This is a genomic window from Streptomyces roseochromogenus subsp. oscitans DS 12.976, assembly GCF_000497445.1.
In the GTDB taxonomy this organism is placed as follows: domain Bacteria; phylum Actinomycetota; class Actinomycetes; order Streptomycetales; family Streptomycetaceae; genus Streptomyces; species Streptomyces oscitans.
The window spans coordinates 8509823-8529393 of the sequence record NZ_CM002285.1; the positions used below are offsets into that span (position 1 = coordinate 8509823).

Below are 19571 nucleotides of genomic sequence, written 5' to 3' on the forward strand. Positions count from 1 at the left end.
CGCTCCTTCTGCGGCGGCTTCGGACGAGTCGTTGCGGATGCGCTGTGACGGTAGGGGCAGTGCGGCCCCGCACGGTGGCAGAGCCACGTGAACACGCCGGGTTGGCCGGGTGGAGTGAACAGAATGCGGTGTTGACCAGCGGGAAGGTTGGCAGATAACTTCGCTATACGGATTGTTGATTCCGTAGAGCGGAAACATTGGAGGGTGTGGGATGGGTCAGCAGGAGAAGGTGGCGACAAGCCTCGCGGGCGCCGTCAGCGAGGAGATCAGCGCCTCCCTCGCACCGGTCGACGCGGAGCTGGAGCGCCGCTACCCCGGGGACCCGGGCACCCGGCAGCCCGTCCACACCGTCTACGTCCCCGGTGACGCCTTCGCCGCCGGCACCATCCGCTCCTGGGGCGACCAGGCCCTCGCCGCCCTCGACGAGCACGCCCCCGACGCGGCCTCCTTCGCGGCGGTCCTCGGCCTGTCGGACGAGCTGGCCGAGCCGGTCTACTCCCGCGTCCGCGCCAAGCTGGAGCGCGAGCCCATCGAAGACCTGCGCGTCGACTTCGAGGACGGCTACGGCGCCCACCCCGACGCCGAGGAGGACGCGACGGCGGCCCGCGCGGCCCGGCTGATCGCGCAGGCGTACCGGAACGGCACGGCGGCGCCTTACATGGGCATCCGTATGAAGTGCATGGAGGCGGCGGTACGCGACCGCGGCATCCGCACCCTCGACGTCTTCCTCACCGGCCTGATCGAGTCGGGCGGCCTGCCCGAGGGCCTGGTCCTCACCCTGCCCAAGGTGACCTACCCCGAGCAGGTCACCGCGTTCGTACGCCTGCTGGAGGCCTTCGAGAAGGTACACGGCCTGGACGCCGGCCGGCTCGGCTTCGAGATCCAGATCGAGACCAGCCAGTCCATCCTCGCCACCGACGGCACCGCCACCGTCGCCCGGATGATCCAGGCCGCCGAGGGCCGCGCCACGGGGCTGCACTACGGCACCTTCGACTACAGCGCCTGCCTCGGCGTCTCCGCCGCCTACCAGGCCAGCGACCACCCGGCCGCCGACCACGCCAAGGCGATCATGCAGGTCGCGGCCGCCGGCACCGGCGTCCGGGTCTCCGACGGCTCGACGAACGTGCTGCCCGTCGGCCCGACCGAGAAGGTCCACGACGCCTGGCGCCTGCACTACGGCCTCACCCGCCGCGCCCTCGCCCGCGCCTACTACCAGGGCTGGGACATGCACCCCGGGCACATCCCGACCCGCTACGCGGCCGTCTTCGCCTTCTACCGCGAGGGCTTCGAGCAGGCGGCGGCCCGCCTCGCCCGCTACGCCAACCACGCGGGCGGCGACGTCATGGACGAGCCCGCCACCGCCAAGGCCCTCAGCGGCTATCTGCTGCGCGGCCTGGACTGCGGCGCCCTCGACATCGCCGAGGTCGCCCGCCTCACCGGCCTGACCCGCGCCGGCCTGGAGGGCTTCGCGGCGCCCCGGCGCGGCGACCTGACGGCCTCCGCGAAGTAGCGGACGCGGCGCCTCCACGAAAGGGCGGACCAGGCGCCTTCGCGAAGAGCGGACGCGAGGTGGAGAACCTGTCACAGCATCCGCCGGCGGCTTGAACCGGCGCCGCCGGCCCGTACGCTGGACGTCACGCATCGACCACGCGGACGCGGCAGAGGACGACACAGGAACGGGGCGGCGGTGTCTTCGGGGGAGCAGGGACCGGAGGAGTCCGGGCACACGGACGACGGGCTCGGCCGGGTGCTGGCAGGTCGTTACCGCGTCACCGCACGCCTCGGGCGCGGCGGCATGGGGGTGGTCTGGCGGGCGGTGGACGAGGTCCTCGGCCGCGAGGTCGCGGTCAAGGAGCTGCGCACCTACACCGACGCGGCCGGACCGGAACTGTCCGACCTGCGGCTGCGCATGCAGCGCGAGGCCCGGGCCGCCGCCCGGGTCCGCCACCCCGGCGTCGTCGCCGTGCACGACGTCGCCGAGGTCGACGGGCGCCCGCTGATCGTCATGGAACTGATCGACGGACCCTCCCTCGACGGCATCCTGCGCGAGCGCGGCACCCTCGACCCGTACGAGGCGGCGCGCATCGGCGCGGCGGTGACGGACGCACTGGCCGCCGCCCACCGCGCCGGCGTCCTGCACCGCGACGTCAAACCCGGCAACATCCTCCTCGACCGCTCCGGCCGGGTCGTCCTGACCGATTTCGGCATCGCCACCATGGACGACCCCGGCGACGGTTCGGCCACCCGCCTCACCCGCAGCGGCGAACTCGTCGGCTCGCTGGACTATCTGGCCCCCGAGCGCGCCCAGGGCGCCGAGCCGGGACCGCCCGCCGACGTCTGGGCCCTCGGCGCGACGCTGTACGCGGCCGTCGAGGGTGCCTCGCCGTTCCGCCGTACGTCCACCTACTCGACGCTCACCGCGATCGTCTGCGAGCCCCTGCCCGAGCCGCGCCGGGCGGGCCCGCTGGCACCGGTGCTGCGGCGCCTGATGGACAAGCGCCCGGACGCCCGCCCGGACGCCGAGGAGGCCCGCGAGGCGCTGCACGAGGTGACACAGGCGAGAACCCCGGACACTCCGACGACCACCTTGCGCGCCACGCCGCCACGGGTGCCCGGACCGTCGGAGCGCGGCACGCCGTCCGCGCCACCGGGATTCGGGCCGGTGGACCCGGGCACGGGCGGTCCGACGGCCCCTTACGATCCCGCTCCCGAGGCCGGTGCGCATGGTTCCGCCGCGCGGGCTGGTGCATATGGTCCGGCTCCGGATGCCGGTGCGCACGCTCCCGCTCCGCAGGCCGGTGTGCCGATGGAGCCGGTGTCCTCTCACCCGGATCACCCGGAAAGCCCCGCCCCGCACACCGGCGCTGCCACCGGACCGCCCCCCGCATTCCCGCCCGGCGCTCCCACCGGACCGACCCCGGCCTTCGCGTCCGGTGCCCCCACCGGACCCATGAGCACGGCATCGGGTTCGCCCCGTCGCAAGGGCCGGGCCCTGCTCGCCGCCGCTGCCGTCGCCGTCGTGCTCGCCGTGGCCGGGGTCACCGTGGCCCTGGTGCGCGATCAGGGTGCGCCGGGGGCGGACTCCGTTGCAGCCGCCGCCCACAGCACGGACGCCGCCACGAGACGGGCCGGCACCGAGGGGTCCACCCAGCCCGGACACCCGCACCGAGCCGGCGGGAAGAGCGCCGCGCCCACCGGGAAGCCGAGCGGGGCCGGTGACGCCAAGCCGTCCTCCAGCGCCTCCGCCTCGGCGCCCGCCTCCACGTCGGCCGAACCCTCCGACGCCCCCACCGGGACCGGCGGTACGGGCCACACCTCGAACCCGGCGCCGGCCTGCGGGCCCACCGGCGGTGGCAAGTACAACTGCCAGGTCTGGCGCAGCGCCACGTCCTACACGGCCTCCGGCGCCGCGGCCGGAACGCTGAACGCGGGCACCGACTACTTCTACTGCCAGGCGAATCTGGGGCGCCGGGAGACCTACGGCCGCTGGACGAACGTGTGGTGGGCGAAGACCGACGACGACAGCGGCAACACCGGTGTCTACGTCAGCGACGTCTACCTCAAGGGCGGGAACAACGACGCCCCGGTGCCGGGACTCCCGGTCTGCTGATCGTCGGCGTACGACTCGAAACCCGACTCCGTCACCCACTTCTGCTCGGCGAACAGCCGCGTGCCCCGCGCGCACAGCCCGGCGTCACGGCGTGCCCGCGCACAGAACTCCTCCGGCTTGACCCCGAACAGTTCCCGTAACCGAGCCGATCGCGCGAGGAGTTCGGAGATCAGGACGTGCTGGTCGCCGGGATGGCGGCGCGGCACACCGACGCCGTTGTGCAGCACCCCGTGCCGGTTGACGTAGGCGTACGCCCCGGTGAGTGCGGAACCGTCCGGCAGCTCGATCCGCACCCGCGGCGCGGGCAGCCAGGCCCGCCGGAAGTGGGGCTCGCTGGCGTCGATCACCTCCAGCTGGCGCCGGTCCAGCCAGAGGACGAACAACTCGCTTGATGCACGCGGGGCGTTGACCGGGGACGCGGAGACATAGCCGAAGAGGCTGACATGCCCCGAGACGCCCACGTCCAGCCCGGACACCCGCGACCGCACCATAGGCAGGGGGGAGCCGATCCCGAACTCCGCCATCTTGTAACGCAGTTGGCCGGGGCAGGCGTTGGAGCCGACGGCCAGCAGCGGCACCCGGTCGTCGTACACCAGGCGCTCCAGCGGGAGCAGCAGGTCGCCGTGCAGCAGCCCGGACTCGGCGGGCCAGGCGCCGGGATAGGTCAGCGGATCGTCGCGGGGGACCTCGGCGAGGCCGAGTTCCTCCAGAGTGCGGCCGGTCATGGGCGGCTCAGTCGGCCGGCGGCAGCTCGCCCGAGCCGCGCGTGATCAGCCGGGTGGGCAGTTCGATGCGCTCCGGTGTCACGAGCCCGCCGTCCAGCTGACGGAACAGGCGCTCGGCGGCGGTACGGCCGAGGGCGGCCGCGTCCTGGGCGACGACCGTGACGCCCGGCTGGAGCAGATCGGCCAGCTCGAAGTCGTCGAAGCCGACGAGCGCGACGCGGCGGGACCGCTCGGCCAGCACCCGGATCACGGTGACCGTCACCCGGTTGTTGCCCGTGAAGACCGCGGTGACGGGCTCGGGCCCCGAGAGCATCTCCTCCGCCGCCCTGCGCACCCGCTCCGGATTCGTCTGCCCGAGGGACATCCAGGCGTCCTCGACCGGTATCCCGGCGTCCTCCATGGCCGCCCGGTAGCCGCGTAGCCGCTCGGCGGCGGTGTGGATACGGGGCATGTCGCCGATGAACCCGATCCGGCGGTGGCCGTGCGCGATCAGATGGGCGACGCCGTTCCGGGCCCCGCCGAAGTTGTCCGACAGCACCACGTCGGCGTCGATCCGCCCGGCCGGACGGTCAACGAAGACGGTCGCCACCCCGGCCCTGATCTCCGGTTCGAGATAGCGATGGTCGTCCCCGGCCGGGATCACCACCAGACCGTCCACCCGGCGGGCGCACAAGGCCAGCGCCAGCTCCTGCTCGCGCTCCGGGTCCTCGGCGCTGGAGCCGTTGATGAGCAGGGCGCCATGGGCCCGGGCCACCTCCTCCACGGCGCGGCTGAGCGGGCCGTAGAAGGGGTCGGCGAGGTCCTCCAGGACCAGGCCGATGCTCGCCGTACGGCCCTTGCGCAGCACCCGGGCGCTGTCGTTGCGGCGGAAGCCCAGCGCGTCGATCGCCTCCTGCACCCGGCGCTCGGTGTCCGGGGTGACGCCGGGCTCGCCGTTGACCACCCGGGAGACCGTCTTCAGCCCGACACCGGCCCGCGCCGCCACATCCTTCATCGTCGGGCGGTTGCCGTAACGGGTGCCGGGAAGGCTGTCTGCGCGGCGGGTCGTCTCGGGCACGATGCGGTGTCCTGTCCTGTCGTCCGTCTGGTCCGCGGAATCGGTGCGTGCGGGGTGGTGCGCCGACTCGTGGATTGTATGAGGATGTGGCGTCGAGCATAGAGCCTGGACAACGTTGTCAGATGCGCGAGAGACTGTCCACCGCTGTCTGTCGGCCTGCGCCCCCAACGCTTGACCGGCCTGCCCCTTCTTTGGTTTTCAAGCTTCAACGGGGAGATTTCACTCTGATGCACACCGACCTCGTGGCGGCCCTGGACATCGGCGGTACCAAGATCGCCGGCGCGCTGGTGGACGACGACGGACGGATCCTGACGCGGGCCCAGCGCGGCACGCCCGCGCAGCAGGACGGGGAAACGGTCATGCGCGCCGTCGAGGAGGTCCTCGGCGAGCTCGCCGGGTCACCGCTGTGGGGACACGCCGGCGCCATCGGCATCGGCAGCGCCGGCCCGGTGGACGCCTCCGCGGGCACCGTGAGCCCCGTGAACGTGCCGGGCTGGCGCGACTTCCCGCTGGTCGAGCGGGTGCGCGCGACCACCGGCGGGCTTCCGGTCGAGCTGATCGGCGACGGTGTCGCGATCACGGCCGCCGAGCACTGGCAGGGAGCCGCCCGCGGCCACGACAACGCGCTGTGCATGGTGGTGTCGACCGGTGTGGGTGGCGGCCTGGTCCTGAACGGCCGACTGCACCCCGGTCCGACCGGCAACGCCGGGCACATCGGGCACATCAGCGTCGACCTCGACGGCGACCCGTGCCCGTGCGGTTCGCGCGGCTGCGTGGAGCGGATCGCGAGCGGGCCGAACATCGCCCGCCGCGCCCTGGAACAGGGCTGGCGTCCCGGCCCTGACGGTGACACCTCGGCCGCCGCGGTGGCCGCCGCCGCCCGCGAGGGCGACCCGGTCGCGGTGGCCTCCTTCGCGCGGGCGGCCCAGGCGCTGGCCGCCGGGATCGCGGCCACCGCGACCCTGGTCGAGATCGACATCGCGGTGATCGGCGGGGGCGTGGGCAAGGCGGGCGACATCCTCTTCACGCCCCTGCGCAAGGCGCTCACCGACTACGCGACGCTGTCCTTCGTCCAGCGGCTGACGGTCGTGCCCGCACAGATGGGTACGGACGCGGGGCTGGTCGGCGCGGCAGCCGCTGCGCTGGCCCGGAGGCCGGACGCGAAGGCGGGGGTCTGAGCCAGGAGGGTGCTGGGGCGCAGCGGCGGCGGCGCTTTGAAAGCGACGGCACTGCAGTTCCCAAGGGGCGCGGGGAACTGCGTGAACAGCCCCCACGCACCCGCACCCGCAGCCGCGTACGGTCCGACCGCCCTGTTGGGTGGGCGCCGTCAGCAGGTCAGCGTGGCGTTCGCCCAGTCCGCATGGTCGGAGTCGTTCCCGTCCCCGCCGTCGGTGACGACCAGGCGGATCACCTGGGCGCCGGTGACGTCGGCGGAGACCGGCTGGGCCGGCATCGCGTTGGTCAGGACCCCGGTCGAGGCGACCTTGGTGCCGTCCGCCCAGATCTCGAAGGCGACGGTGCCCTTGGTGCCCTTCTCGTCGTCGACGCCGACGTCCGCGGTGACCTTCCGGCAGGACTTGCCGGTGTAGAAGGAGATGTCGCTGGGTGCGTGGACTCCGAGGCCCTTGGCGTACACCGTGCCGCCGATGGTGATCGGGTGGCCGTCGCCCGCCGCGCTCTCCCCGTTGCTGGTGTCGCGTTCCACCGGCCCCCAACCACTCGTCGCCGACAGCCAGTTCAGGTCGCTGAGATACGACGTCCCGGCGGGCGGCCGTACCACGACCGACGCGGTCAGCGGGAGCGTGCTGGTGACGCGCTGTCCGGCGGGTGAGCGGTAATGCGCCTGGAGCGTGAGGCCGTAGGAGCCGGTGGGTGTTCCCGCCGGGGCGGTGACGCTCCAGGCGGTGCGCAGGCTCCTGCCGGTGGCGAGGCCGGTGGCCGTGGTCCCTGATGCGGGCCGTACGGTCCACCCCTCGGGGCCGGTCAGGGACACGGACACCCCGCGCGCGGGGGTGCGGCCGAGGTCGGTGACGGTGCTGGTCAGCGGCGTCGGGGCGGCGGCCTCCAGCAACGGGCTGCCGTCCAGGCCCAGTTCGGTGGCGGGCGGGTTGGCCGCCCAGTGCGGGTCGGCCGAGATGCGCAGCAGGACCGTGCCATGGGCCGGGACGGTGGCCGCGACGGTGCCCGCGGTGTTGTAGCTGCGGTGCTGCCACAGGTCGCGCAGGGTGTAGGCGGGGGCGTCGGGCAGGCCTACGGCGGCCGCGCTGGTGGCGATCCGCTGGGCGGCGCCGGACTCGTTGAACAGGGCGACCGCCCGGCTGCCGTCCTTCATCTCCTTGGCGATCACCCAGCGTCCGCCGGTGGCGGAGACGACCGTGCCCTGCTTGCCCAGCGGGTCCTGGTCGACGGCGATGACCTCCTTGTTGTCCAGGATGCCGAAGGTCACCTGGGAGGCCTTGCGCAGGTCGGTGCCGATGAGCAGGGGCGCCGCCATGACCGACCAGAGGGAGAAGTGCGAGCGGTACTCGGTGTCCGTCATGCCGCCGTTGCCGACCTCCAGCATGTCGGGGTCGTTCCAGCGGCCGGGTCCGGCGTACGGCGCGAGCGGGAGGTTCTGCTTGAGGATCGACAGCATCGAGCCCCAGTTGTCGCTGATGTCACCGGTGGTGCGCCACAGATGACCGACGTCCGCCGCCCACTCCCAGGGCTTGTTCTCGCCCCATTCGCAGATGCTGTACACGATGGGCCGGCCTGTTTTCCGAGAGGCGGCCTTGAGCGCGTCGCGCATGGTCGTGTAGCGCTGCTTGGCGTCGACGCCCTGGTTATTGCAGTTGTCGTATTTCAAGTAGTCCACGCCCCAGTCGGCGAACTGCTGGGCGTCGCTGTACTCGTGACCGAGCGCGCCCGGGAAGCCCGCGCTGTTGCAGGTCTTGGTGCCGGCGCTGGTGTAGATGCCGAGTTTGAGTCCCTTGGAGTGGACGTAGTCGGCGACGGCCTTGATGCCGTTCGGGAAGCGGGCCGGGTCGGGTACCAGCTTGCCGTCGGCGTCGCGGTGTGGCAGTGCCCAGCAGTCGTCCAGGTTGACGTACTGGTAGCCGGCCTCCTTCAGGCCCTTGGTCACGAAGAGGTCGGCGATTCCCTTGACCATGGTCTCGTTGAAGTCGGCACCGCAGTGCGTCGAGTTCCAGTTGTTGAAGCCCATCGGCGGGGTGAGGGCGAGACCGTCGGCCAGGGCGGGGACAGCGGAGGCTGCCGGGGTCTGGGCGGGGGCCGCGTGCGCGGGGAAGGCGTGCGCGGGGGTGGCGAGGCCCGCCGCGCACAGCAGTCCCGCGGTGAAGGCTTCGACCACTCTTCGGCGGGTTGTGCGCGTGTGAGGGTGACGCATCGTTGACGTTCCTCCGACTCGCGAACGGTGAATGACGACATGGCGCCGCCTGGGCGTCATCTGTGTGTCGGCTGTGCGCGTTTACGGTAGGACGTGTCGGACTGTGTTGGAAGAGGCGCGTCCAGACTGTTCGATATCCCGTCAGATGCCTTGATGGGCCAGAGATTTCGTCCGCAGGTGTGATCGAGCGTTCGGATGTGTTGGCTTCCCGGGCTTCGGGCGCGTCGGCTTCCCGGGCTTCGGGCGCGTCGGTTTCCCGGCTCACGCCCCGTCGTCGACGCGTCCCCAGCCGGGCAGCGGAGGCTGGGGCCATGCGGGCGGGCGGGGCAGGAGGTGTGCCGGACGGCCGGTCGTCAGCGCGTCGGCCGGAGTCCGTCCGCTGAGCCAGCCGAGCACCTGGTGCCCGGCCCCGGCGACCGAGGGGCCCTGGGCCGCCACCGGCCAGCGCCGGCCGAGATCCACCGCCTCCACCGAGGCGAGCGGAAACCCCTGGGCGCGCAGCGTGACGAGGGTGTCGTCCAGCGCCCAGGCGACATACGTGTTCGGCCACTGGTCGGTGCCGTGTCCGAGGCCCAGGTCGAGGTGATGGGTCTCCAGTTCCCGCAGGCAGCGCAGCAGCAGGTACCGGGCCGGGTGGAGCCAGCCGGCCAGCGCCGGGACCAGGCGGTCCCAGACGGGGGCGGGCGTCGTACGCGACCGCGCCGCGAACCGGTCCAGGCTCTCCCGCAGCCTGTCCACGAGCCGGTCCGCGGGCAGCGCCGCATCCCGCTCGACCGCCGCGGACAGCGTCACCGCGTCCGCGTGCGGGCCCGGTTCCCGGCCGGTGTGCGCGAGCCGCAGCAGCCACACATAGGCATCGACGCTGTGGGCGACGTGGGCGAGCACATGGCCGCGCGTCCAGCCGGGCAGCTCCGACGGAGCGCGCAGTCCGGCGTCGGACAGCCCGGCCGCGGCCCGGACCAGCCGGTCGCCCGAGCGCACGACGTCCTCGATGCGATCGTCTGCGGGGGGAACATCTACGGCGCGATCGTCCGGGGCGCCGAAGGCCGTGGGCCCGTTCACCGGAACTCCCGTACGACCTCGATACGGCCGGCGATATGGGCGTTGAACTCCTCCAACTCCTCGGCCGGCACCCACAGTTCCAGGATCGTCTCGCCGCCGGCCTGCCGTACCGGACAGCGGTCGAGGAACTCGGTGTCGACCTCGAAGCGGGTCACGAAGCCGGCGCCGTCGTACCGGACGTTCCAGTCTCGGGCGATCCGGATCGCGTAGTCCTCGTTGAGGACCGGGTAGAAGATCGGCTGCTCCGGGAGCCGGGGCGGCCAGGCCCGCCAGCCGAGAGCGCGCACCAGCTCCAGTTCCTCGGGTCCGGTGGGGCGCCAGAGGGTCGTGGTCAGGGGCGGGCTGGTCATGGCGGCGCATTTCTGGTCGGGGCCTGCCTCACACGAGGGCAGGGCGGGATGCCGGACGATACCGGCGCCGTGCGGGCGCGTGCCAGCCGATTACGGCACGGCCGGTCCCCTCACGGTGCCGTGAACCGCCGTGCCGGCACGCGGTGATGGGCGGCCGCCCGCTCCACCCGGGCACGATCGGCGAGCGGTCCGGTCCGGGCCGGCCAGGTGGTCGAGTTGGCCGGCGAGCCGCTGGTGCTGGTCGCGGGCGTGCTCGCGGCACGGCAGGCACGTGACGCGCTCGGGGTGCCGCGAGACGAAGGCGCGGGGCACCCGCAGCTCGCAGCCCGCGGCCCGGGCCCGCCTCGGCTGAGAGGGTGAGGGTGCCGACGAGGCCGAACGTGGCGGCGAGGACGTTGCGCACGGCCGCAGCGTCGCCCTGCGCCCCGACGTGGATATGACCGTCGGACGTCTCCATGCGACCTCCCACCGGGACGCGATGGCCCGCGTCGTCCGCTTGCCGGTATCCGCGTGACCCCTGGCCGGATCCGCAGTTGGTCAGCCCATGAAGAAGCGCAGCATGCTCGCCATCGCCACCCTGGCCACCGGATTCGTCGTGGCCGCCGTCACCCCCTCCCACGCGGCGGACAAGGGCCCCACCGGGATGACCCTGGGTGACTTCAATGTCTCGGACACGCTCGACTCGACCGGCGGCCACCCGGTCACCCTGGACAGCTTCGGCTTCGACGACACCGGCACCAGGGAGAAGTAGCTCCGACGGCTCGCGGCGCAGGTGCCGGTGTCCCCGCCGCAGAGGGCACCGGCACCGCCCTTTCGGCGCCCTCACCGGGGCGGGGTTTCCGTGGCAGGGTGGAGCGGGCAAGCCTCAGGGGGCCAACAGAAGAGGGGGAGTCCGTGACCGTCGTCTGGATCAACGGCGCGTTCGGTGCGGGGAAGACCACCACCGCACGGGAACTGATCGAACTGATCCCGAACAGCACGCTCTTCGACCCCGAGGTCATCGGCGGAGAGCTCACGCATCTGCTGCCGGCCAAGCGCCTCGCCGAGGTCGGCGACTTCCAGGACCTGCCGATCTGGCGCCGGCTCGTGGTCGACACGGCGGCCGCGCTCCTCGCCGAGCTGGGCGGGAGCCTCGTGGTGCCCATGACCCTGCTCCGTCAGGAGTACCGCGACGAGATCTTCGGCGGCCTCGCCGCCCGCAGGATCCCGGTGCACCATCTGCTGCTCGCTCCGGCTGAAACGATCCTGCGCGAGCGGATAGCCGGGCGGGAGATCCCGCCGGACCTGCCCGACGGCGAGATACGGCAGCGGCAGTGGGCCTACGACCACATCGAGCCCTACCACGCCGCCCTCGCCTCCTGGCTCACCGCCGACGCCCATCTCGTGGACACCAGCGCCCTCACGCCGTACGCCACCGCCGTCCGCATCGCCGACGCCGTCGGCAGCGGTGCCGTACCGCCCTGCGACATCGTGCAGACCCCCGAGCCGACCGCCGAGACCCTCGCCGCCGGGGTGCTGCTCTTCGACGAGCACGACCGGGTGCTGCTCGTGGACCCGACCTACAAGCCCGGCTGGGAGTTCCCCGGCGGTGTGGTGGAGCGCGGCGAGGCACCGGCCCGCGCCGGGATGCGCGAGGTCGCCGAGGAGACCGGAATACGGCTGAGAGACGTGCCCCGTCTGCTCGTCGTCGACTGGGAACGGCCGGTGCCGCCCGGCTTCGGCGGGCTGCGGCTGCTGTTCGACGGCGGCAGGCTGGAGTCCGGCGAGGCGTCCCGGGTCCTGCTGCCCGGCCCGGAACTGCGTGCCTGGCGCTTCGCCACCGAACAGGAGGCAGCCGGCATGCTGCCTCCGGTCCGCTACGAGCGCCTGCGCTGGGCCCTGCGGGCCCGCGAGCGGGGAACCGCCCTGTACCTGGAGGCCGGGGTACCGGTCGGCTGATCCGTCCGGGACGCACCCTTCGGCGGTGGCTGGAGACCGTGTCCTTCGCTCGGCCGAGTCGCCCGGCGCGCGCGAGCCGACGGTGGCTGAAGGCCGTGCCGCCTGCTCGGCCGAGTCGTCCGGCGTACGGAGGCCGGCCGTGGCCGGAACACGTCCCCCGTGCTCAGCGAGCGCTCGCCGCCTTGCGCAGTGCGGCGGCCGCGCCCCCTGCCACCGCGTCTCCGTGGCCGAAGCACGCCACGTCCGCGTCCAGCTCGGCCAACCGACCGAGCGAGGCCAGGAGTTGGGGTCGGTCGAGGTTGAAGACGCCCGGGATCACCGTGCCGTCGACCGGTGAGGCCGCCACCGTGTCCCCGGTGAACAGCACGCCCTGCGCGGGCAGGAACAGGGCGATGCTGCCGTCCGTGTGCCCGGGTACATGGACGACCCGGGCGCCGCCGCCGAAGTCCAGGACATCGCCGTCGGACACGGCGGTGACCGCGGCTGGCGGCACTGGTGTGCCCGCGGGCAGATGCCGGGCCGCCGCCGCGTGGAGTGGCAGCTCCCACTCCTCGAACCGCGGGGGCGGGCCGGGGAGTTCACCACGGACGAACGGCGCGTCCAGGTCGTGCGCCAGCACCTCGGCACCGCTGAGCGCTGCGAACTCGCCCGCGCCGCCCACGTGGTCCTCGTGGAAGTGGGTCAGCACGATCCGCTGTACGTCCCCGGGCGCGTACCCCAGGCCCGTGACCGCGTCGGCGATCGCGCGACCGGCGCCGATCGTGCCCGCGTCGATCAGCGTCAACGCGTCGTCGTCGCGCCAGAGATAGGCCTGGCCCACCGGGAAACGGAGGAGGTGCAGACGGGGGAGCAGTTCGATGACGTCCATGCCCCGACCGTAGGCAGCGCCCCCACCTGTGGGCGAGGGCGCTCTGCCGTCGGCAGAAGGGCGTGAGGCCCTGTCGCCCCCTTCCCTCCCCCACTGCCCTAAGGACGTGGGAGGTGCCCCTGGTCCGGCGGCGTATGGCACGACACGCACTCCCCAGAGGGGACACCCCCAGCCGCGTTGCCGATCGCACGCTTCCCCTACGCTCGGCTTCGCACGCGGGAGATCCCCACCGCGGGGGACCCCCGTCGCCGCCGCCGGGCCCGCCCTCCGGGCGGACGACGGCGCGAAGGTGACGACAGGGCCTAGCCCGCCGCGTAGTTGCGCAGGAACAGCGCCTCGGCGACCGACAGCCGCTCCAGCTCCTCGGGGGACACGCTCTCGTCGACCGCGTGGATCTGCGCCTCCGGCTCGCTCAGGCCGATGAGCAGGATCTCGGCCTGCGGGTAGAGGCCGGCGAGGGTGTTGCACAGCGGGATGGAGCCGCCCTGGCCGGCGTACTGCATGGTCTCGCCGGGGTAGGCGACCGCCATCGCGTCGGCCATCGCCTGGTACGCAGGGCTGGAGGGGTCGGCGCGGAAGGGCTGGCCCTGGCCGATCTGCTCGGTGGTGACCCGGGCACCCCAGGGGGCGTGCGTCTCGACATGCGCCTGGAGCAGCTTGGTCGCCTCCGCGGCGTCCACGCCCGGCGGCACCCGCAGGCTGATCAGGGCGCGGGCGCTCGACTGCACGGACGGGGTGGCGCCGATGACCGGCGGGCAGTCGATGCCGAGCACGGTGATTGCCGGGCGGGCCCAGATCCGGTCGGCGACCGAGCCGCCACCGATCAGTTCCACGCCGTCCAGCACCCTGGCGTCCGTACGGAACTGCTCCTCGGTGTACTCCAGGCCGTCCCACGCCGCCGTCGCGTCGAGACCGTCGACCGTGGTCGAACCGTCCTCGGCGCGCAGCGAGTCCAGCACGCGGATCAGCGCGGCCAGCGCGTCCGGGGCGGCGCCGCCGAACTGGCCGGAGTGCAGATTGCCCGCGAGCGTGTCGACGGCCACCCGGACCAGGGTCATGCCGCGCAGCGTGGTGGTGACCGTGGGCAGGCCGACCCGGAAGTTGCCCGCGTCGCCGATCACGATGGTGTCCGCGGCCAGCAGCTCCGGGTGCTCCTCGGCGTACCGCTCCAGGCCGCCCGTGCCCTGCTCCTCCGAGCCCTCGACGATCACCTTGACATGCACCGGGACGCCGCCGTTCGCCTTCAGGGCGCGCAGCGCGAGCAGGTGCATGAGGACGCCGCCCTTGCAGTCGGCACTCCCGCGGCCGTACCAGCGGCCGTCGCGCTCGGTCAGCTCGAACGGCGGGGTGGTCCAGCGGGCCTCGTCCAGCGGCGGCTGCACGTCGTAGTGCGCATAGAGGAGAACCGTCCTCGCCCCCTCGGGGCCCGGCAGGTAGCCGTAGACGGACTGGGTGCCGTCCGGGGTGTCCAGCAGCGCCACGTCGGCGAAACCCTCGGCGCGCAGGGCGTCGGCGATCCAGCGCGCGGCGGCCTCGCTCTCGCTCTTCGGGAACTGCGCGAAGTCCGCCACCGACTTGAAGGCGACCAGTTCGGCCAGCTCCGCCTTGGCCCGTGGCAGCAGCGAGGCGACGGTCTCGGCGACCGGATTCGACGACATGGGCACGCTCCTCGTGGGTGCGACGTTGTACGGGGTGATACCCCCGATACTCCCACAGTGGCCTGCGACGACGGCCGCCGTAGGATGCGAGGGACACTACGGCAGCGGCTGGATCGGAGCAGTAGACCATCGTGAGCGGCGAGAACTCTTCGGCGGACGACGTGCAGCGGGTGTGGGACGTCGTCGTGGTGGGCGCGGGACCCGCGGGGGCCTCGGCCGCCTATGCGGCCGCGGTCGCGGGACGGCGTGTGCTGTTGCTGGAGAAAGCCGAGTTGCCCCGCTACAAGACCTGCGGCGGTGGCATCATCGGCCCCTCGCGCGACGCGCTGCCCCCCGGTTTCGAGCTGCCCTTCCGCGACCGGGTGCACGCGGTCACCTTCACGCACAACGGCCGCTTCACCCGCACCCGCCGCTCCAAGCAGATGCTGTTCGGGCTGATCAACCGGCCCGAGTTCGACCAGCAGCTGGTCGAGCACGCCCAGAAGGCGGGCGCCGAGCTGCGTACGGGCGTCACGGTCCAGCGGGTCGAGCAGCACGGCTCGGCGGTCCCCGACCGGCGCACGGTGGCCGTCGTCCTGCACGGCGGCGAGACGGTGCTGGCACGCGCGGTCGTCGGTGCCGACGGCAGCGCCAGCCGCATAGGGGCACATGTCGGTGTGAAGCCGGCCCAGGTGGACCTCGGTCTGGAGGCGGAGATCCCGGTCCCGGAGTCGGTCGCCGAGGACTGGAAGGGGCGGGTCCTCATCGACTGGGGCCCGATGCCGGGCAGTTACGGCTGGGTGTTCCCGAAGGGCGACACGCTGACGGTCGGCGTGATCTCCGCGCGCGGTGAAGGCGCCGCCACCAAGCGGTACTTGGAGGACTTCATCGCCCGCCTCGGCCTGTCCGGCTTCGAGCCCGCCATCTCCTCCGGCCATCTGACCCGCTGCCGCGCGGATGACTCCCCGCTGTCCCGGGGCCGGGTGCTGGTCTGCGGTGACGCGGCCGGGCTGCTGGAGCCGTGGACGCGTGAGGGCATCTCCTTCGCGCTGCGCTCGGGCCGGCTCGCGGGGGAGTGGGCGGTCCGTATCGCCGAGGCGCACGACGCGGTCGACACCCGGCGCCAGGCCCTGAACTACGCGTTCGCGATCAAGGCCGGGCTCGGTGTCGAGATGAGCGTCGGCAAGCGCCTGCTGACCGTGTTCGAGAAGCGTCCCGGCCTCTTCCACGCGGCCCTCACCGGCTTCCGCCCGGCATGGAAGGCGTTCCGGGACATCACGCAGGGCTCGACCTCGCTGGGCGAGATCGTCCGCGTCCACCCGATCGCCCAGCGTGCCCTGACCGCGCTGGACCGGGGGCAGGCCGTCCCGGCGGAGGAACCCGTCAGTTCTTGACCGTTCCCGTCCCACACGGTTCAGTCCGTGACGGTGATCCGGAAGACCGGGTGGTCGCCGGCGCAGGCGATGATCTCCTCGTCGGTGGACTGGGCGGTCACCCCGTTGAAGAACTGGTTGACCTGCCAGCCCCACTTCTCCAGATAGGCCCGCAGGACCGGGAGCTTCTCCGCGTCGGGAAGCTCCACCGCGGTGAAGGTGCGCACCTTGCGGCCGACGCGCAGTTCGCCGCCGCAGGCCGCGCGCATGTTCCGCACCCACTGCGAGTGGCCGCGCGCCGAGACCAGGTACTGCCCGCCGTCGTAGGTGTGCGGGTTGACCGGGATGCGCTGCATCTGCCCGCTCTTGCGGCCCGCCACGGACAACTCCGCGCTGCCCGCGAGGCTGAGGCCGTGCCGGGCGAGCCAGCCGATGACGCTGTTCATCCGGTCGTTCATCGGGCTGCCCTTGAGGTAGTACGGCGAAGACGAAGACGACGACATGGGGACCCCCACACTTTGGGAGAGCGGTGCTCTCGCTTGACTCCAGTGTGGGCAGGCCGGCGCGAGAATGCAAGAGCAGTGCTCTCTTTTGTGTGCACCGCTCTCCCGCGTGGCAGACTGCCGGTATGAGCACCCCACAGGGCGCCCGTGCACGGGCCAGGATCGAAGTCACCGCCGCCATCAAGGAAGCGGCCCGCAGACAGCTGGCGGAGGAAGGCGCGGCGAAGCTCTCGCTGCGGGCCGTCGCCCGTGAGCTGGGCATGGTCTCCTCGGCCCTGTACCGCTATTTCCCCAGCCGCGACGAGCTGCTGACCGCCCTGATCATCGATGCCTACGACTCCCTCGGCGAGGCCGCGGAGAAGGCCCGCGACGCCGTTTCCGGGGCCGCTCCCGTGGACCGCTGGACGGCCGTGTGCGAGGCGGCGCGCGGCTGGGCGCTCGCGCATCCCCACGAGTACGCCCTGATCTACGGCTCACCCGTGCCCGGCTACTCCGCCCCCGAGACCACGATCAGGGCCGCGGCCCGGGTCGGACTCGTCCTCATCGGCATCGTCCGCGACGCCCACGAGGGCCCCGGCCTCGCCGAACTGCCCCTGCCCGCCGCACTCCGGCCCGAGGGCGAGCACATGGTCGCAGCGTTCGCCCCCGAGCTGCGTCCCGAGGCCGCCGTGGCGCTGGTGGCGGCCTGGGCGCAGCTGTTCGGGCTGGTGGGCTTCGAGCTGTTCGGCCAGTTCAACAACGTGGTGGAGGACCGGGAGACGTTCTTCCGCCACGCGGTCACGAGGCTGGCGCACAGCGTGGGCCTGCGGTAGGCCAGGGGCACACGGTGCACTCGGTCCCTCCTGGGCGTCGTACTTCCCGGGGAGTACGAGTGATCACCTCGTCCGGCTGACGCCCTCCCGTGGCGCCGGCGTCTAGCGTGGCGGTCATGGAAGAGCAGCGCGCCCCCTCGCACCGGTGGCGGTACGGGCCTGTGTGGCGCGGCGCCCCGGACGACGACGGGGCCGAGCCGCCCCTCGCCCGCCGCTGGCCCTGGCGCTCGACCGTGCTGCTCACCGCGTTCGTCCTGATCGGCACCAACTTCGCGGCGCACAGCCAGCCCCTGCGCGTGCCGCTCGACCCGTACGCGCGCGTGCTGCTGCTCATCGCCTCGGTCCTGCTGCTGTGGCGGCACCGGTACCCGGTGGCCGTGGCCTTCGGCACCGCCACGGTGACCCTCGGCTACCTGGCCGCGGGCTACCCCTACGGGCCGGTCCTCCTGACCGTCGCCGTCGGCTGCTTCAGCGCCGTCGTCGCCGGGCACCGGCGGGCCGCCTGGGCCTCCGTCGGCCTGCTGTGGGCCGGGCACGCCCTGATCACCCTCTGGCTCTACCGCTGGCTGCCGCCATCGGGGGACAAGGGCGCGAGCCTCACCCAGGAGATCGTCGTCGCCACCTGGGTGCTGGCCATCGTCGCCCTGTCCGAACTGGCCCGGATACGGCGCGAACAGTGGGCGCGCGAGCGCGCCGACCGGGCACAGGCGGCGCGGCGCCGCGCGGACGAGGAACGGCTGCGGATCGCCCGCGAGTTGCACGACGTCCTCGCGCACAGCATCTCCGTCATCAACGTCCAGGCCGGCATGGGGCTCGCGCTGCTCGACAGCGATCCCGAGCAGGCGCGGGCCGCGCTCACCACCATCAAGGCCGCCAGCAAGGAGGCGCTCGGGGAAGTACGCCAGGTCCTCGACACCCTGCGCACCTCCGGCGCCGCACCGCGCGCCCCCGCCCCCGGCCTGGACAGGCTGCCGGAGCTGGTGGAGCAGGCGGCCGCGGCCGGGCTGACCGTGCGGATCGAGGGCGAGCCACCGCGGTTGCCGCCCGGTGCCGACCTCGCCGCCTTCCGCATCGTGCAGGAGGCCCTGACCAACGTCGTACGGCATTCCGGATCGCGGCACGCGCGCGTGCGGTTCGCCCATGACGGCGACGCGCTGCGGCTGTGCATCGACGACGACGGGCCGGCCACCGGTGCCGATGCCGGGGGCAGCGGGAACGGGCTGGCCGGCATGCGGGAGCGGGCGGCCGCGCTCGGTGGCACCATCGAGGCGGGCCCGCGCCCCGACGGCGGTTTCCGGGTGCTCGCCGTACTGCCGTCGCACCTCAGGGAGGACCAGTGATCCGGGTACTGCTCGCCGACGACCAGTCGTTGGTGCGGGCCGGTTTCAGGGCGTTGCTCGACGCACAGCCGGACATCGAGGTGGCCGGGGAGGCGGCCGACGGTGCTCAGGCAGTGCGCCTGGTGCGCGAACTGCGGCCGGACGTCGTCCTGATGGACATCCGCATGCCCCTGCTGGACGGGCTCGCCGCGACCCGGCGCATCACCGGCGAGGCGGAGCTGCAGGACGTGAAGGTGGTCATGCTCACCACCTTCGAGCTGGACGAGTACGTCTTCGAGGCTATCCGCTCCGGCGCCTCCGGCTTCCTGGTCAAGGACACCGAGCCGGACGAACTCCTGCGCGCGGTACGGGCGGTGGTCCAGGGTGACGCGCTGCTGTCGCCGGGCGTCACCCGTCGGCTGATCGCCGAGTTCGCGGCCCGCTCCAAGGAACCCGCGGCGGCGGATGCCCTCGGCCGGCTCACCGAGCGGGAGCGGGAGGTGATGGCGCTGGTCGGCATCGGCCTGTCCAATGAGGAGATCGCCCGCCGGCTGGTGGTCAGCCCGCTCACGGCCAAGACCCATGTGAGCCGCACGATGGTGAAGCTGGGCGCACGGGACCGCGCCCAACTCGTCGTGCTCGCCTACGAGTCGGGGTTGGTACGACCCGGATGGCTGGGCTGAGCAGCCTGCCGGAAGCGCACCAGGACACTGACCACCCGGGCCACGAACACCATCGGCGCCACCGCCATGCCGAGCCGCAGCAGGGTCTCGGACAGCAGATGCGGCAGATCGAAGAGGAGCGCGGGCCCGGCCACGGCTCCGAACAGCACCGCCGCCGCGAAGGCCGCGCTCACCAGCGCATAACCGATCTCCACCGTCGCCGCGTCCTGTTGAGCTTTGGTACGGCGTCCCCCGTATGCGTACATTCCC

At 72.8% G+C, this 19571-nt stretch carries 18 protein-coding genes; 9 read left to right on the forward strand and 9 right to left on the reverse strand.

Translation table 11 applies throughout. The features are described from left to right. Positions 1 to 211: 211 nt before the first annotated feature. Both M878_RS86495 and M878_RS86500 read left to right on the forward strand, forming a co-directional pair. A complete protein-coding gene (locus tag M878_RS86495; protein WP_023552797.1) occupies positions 212 to 1510 on the forward strand; it encodes a DUF6986 family protein in 1299 nt (432 codons plus the stop codon). 177 nt (positions 1511 to 1687) lie between these two features. Then, the gene (locus M878_RS86500; RefSeq protein WP_023552798.1) at positions 1688 to 3610 is read left to right on the forward strand and encodes a serine/threonine-protein kinase; all 1923 of its coding nucleotides are present in this window, start codon (positions 1688 to 1690) and stop codon (positions 3608 to 3610) included. Here the strand turns inward: M878_RS86500 and M878_RS86505 are convergent. After that, positions 3556 to 4335 (reverse strand): hypothetical protein, encoded by a 780-nt coding sequence (locus M878_RS86505; RefSeq protein ID WP_023552799.1) that lies wholly within the window; start codon positions 4333 to 4335, stop codon positions 3556 to 3558. The two genes, M878_RS86500 and M878_RS86505, sit on opposite strands and share 55 nt — an antisense overlap. Positions 4336 to 4342: 7 nt before the next feature. Next, positions 4343 to 5392, reverse strand: a complete 1050-nt coding sequence (locus M878_RS86510) for a LacI family DNA-binding transcriptional regulator (RefSeq protein WP_023552800.1) — start codon at positions 5390 to 5392, stop codon at positions 4343 to 4345. A 227-nt stretch (positions 5393 to 5619) separates the two neighbouring features. Between M878_RS86510 and M878_RS86515 the strand changes: the two genes are divergently transcribed. Beyond that, positions 5620 to 6570, forward strand: a complete 951-nt coding sequence (locus tag M878_RS86515) for an ROK family protein (RefSeq protein ID WP_023552801.1) — start codon at positions 5620 to 5622, stop codon at positions 6568 to 6570. Between the two features lie 149 nt (positions 6571 to 6719). Here the strand turns inward: M878_RS86515 and M878_RS86520 are convergent, their stop codons facing one another. From M878_RS86520 to M878_RS86530, 3 genes are all read right to left on the reverse strand, one after another. After that, the gene (locus M878_RS86520; protein WP_031226894.1) at positions 6720 to 8777 is read right to left on the reverse strand and encodes an NPCBM/NEW2 domain-containing protein; all 2058 of its coding nucleotides are present in this window, start codon (positions 8775 to 8777) and stop codon (positions 6720 to 6722) included. Positions 8778 to 9038: 261 nt separating this feature from the next. Beyond that, a complete protein-coding gene (locus tag M878_RS86525; protein WP_023552803.1) occupies positions 9039 to 9839 on the reverse strand; it encodes a maleylpyruvate isomerase family mycothiol-dependent enzyme in 801 nt (266 codons plus the stop codon). Further along, positions 9836 to 10189, reverse strand: a complete 354-nt coding sequence (locus tag M878_RS86530) for a hypothetical protein (protein ID WP_023552804.1) — start codon at positions 10187 to 10189, stop codon at positions 9836 to 9838. Before M878_RS86530 ends, M878_RS86525 begins: the two co-directional genes overlap by 4 nt. Positions 10190 to 10733: 544 nt before the next feature. Between M878_RS86530 and M878_RS86535 the strand changes: the two genes are divergently transcribed. After that, positions 10734 to 10940, forward strand: a complete 207-nt coding sequence (locus M878_RS86535) for a hypothetical protein (RefSeq protein ID WP_023552805.1) — start codon at positions 10734 to 10736, stop codon at positions 10938 to 10940. A gap of 143 nt (positions 10941 to 11083) precedes the next feature. Then, positions 11084 to 12127: an NUDIX hydrolase gene (locus M878_RS86540; RefSeq protein ID WP_023552806.1), complete on the forward strand. Its 1044-nt coding sequence runs from the start codon at positions 11084 to 11086 to the stop codon at positions 12125 to 12127. A gap of 163 nt (positions 12128 to 12290) precedes the next feature. On the opposite strand, the gene M878_RS86545 is transcribed toward M878_RS86540, so the two are convergent. Together M878_RS86545 and M878_RS86550 are read right to left on the reverse strand one after the other, a co-directional pair. After that, on the reverse strand, positions 12291 to 12995 hold the full coding sequence (locus tag M878_RS86545; RefSeq protein ID WP_023552807.1) for an MBL fold metallo-hydrolase: 705 nt from the start codon (positions 12993 to 12995) through the stop codon (positions 12291 to 12293). 302 nt (positions 12996 to 13297) lie between these two features. Next, a complete protein-coding gene (locus M878_RS86550) occupies positions 13298 to 14653 on the reverse strand; it encodes a dipeptidase (protein ID WP_023552808.1) in 1356 nt (451 codons plus the stop codon). 131 nt (positions 14654 to 14784) lie between these two features. Here M878_RS86550 and M878_RS86555 point away from each other — a divergent pair, with 131 nt between their 5' ends. Further along, the gene (locus tag M878_RS86555; RefSeq protein WP_023552809.1) at positions 14785 to 16026 is read left to right on the forward strand and encodes a geranylgeranyl reductase family protein; all 1242 of its coding nucleotides are present in this window, start codon (positions 14785 to 14787) and stop codon (positions 16024 to 16026) included. Between the two features lie 20 nt (positions 16027 to 16046). Here the strand turns inward: M878_RS86555 and M878_RS86560 are convergent, their stop codons facing one another. After that, a complete protein-coding gene (locus M878_RS86560) occupies positions 16047 to 16508 on the reverse strand; it encodes a nitroreductase family deazaflavin-dependent oxidoreductase (protein WP_031226897.1) in 462 nt (153 codons plus the stop codon). A gap of 125 nt (positions 16509 to 16633) precedes the next feature. Between M878_RS86560 and M878_RS86565 the strand changes: the two genes are divergently transcribed. The 3 genes from M878_RS86565 (at position 16634) to M878_RS86575 (ending at position 19322) form a co-directional block, all read left to right on the forward strand. After that, positions 16634 to 17320: a TetR/AcrR family transcriptional regulator gene (locus tag M878_RS86565; RefSeq protein ID WP_023552811.1), complete on the forward strand. Its 687-nt coding sequence runs from the start codon at positions 16634 to 16636 to the stop codon at positions 17318 to 17320. Between the two features lie 116 nt (positions 17321 to 17436). Then, a complete protein-coding gene (locus M878_RS86570) occupies positions 17437 to 18660 on the forward strand; it encodes a sensor histidine kinase (RefSeq protein WP_106962896.1) in 1224 nt (407 codons plus the stop codon). Then, the gene (locus M878_RS86575; protein WP_023552813.1) at positions 18657 to 19322 is read left to right on the forward strand and encodes a response regulator transcription factor; all 666 of its coding nucleotides are present in this window, start codon (positions 18657 to 18659) and stop codon (positions 19320 to 19322) included. The genes M878_RS86570 and M878_RS86575 overlap by 4 nt, the downstream gene beginning before the upstream one ends. On the opposite strand, the gene M878_RS86580 is transcribed toward M878_RS86575, so the two are convergent. Further along, the gene (locus tag M878_RS86580) at positions 19283 to 19567 is read right to left on the reverse strand and encodes a DUF6332 family protein (RefSeq protein WP_031226901.1); all 285 of its coding nucleotides are present in this window, start codon (positions 19565 to 19567) and stop codon (positions 19283 to 19285) included. The two genes, M878_RS86575 and M878_RS86580, sit on opposite strands and share 40 nt — an antisense overlap. Positions 19568 to 19571 lie beyond the last annotated feature (4 nt).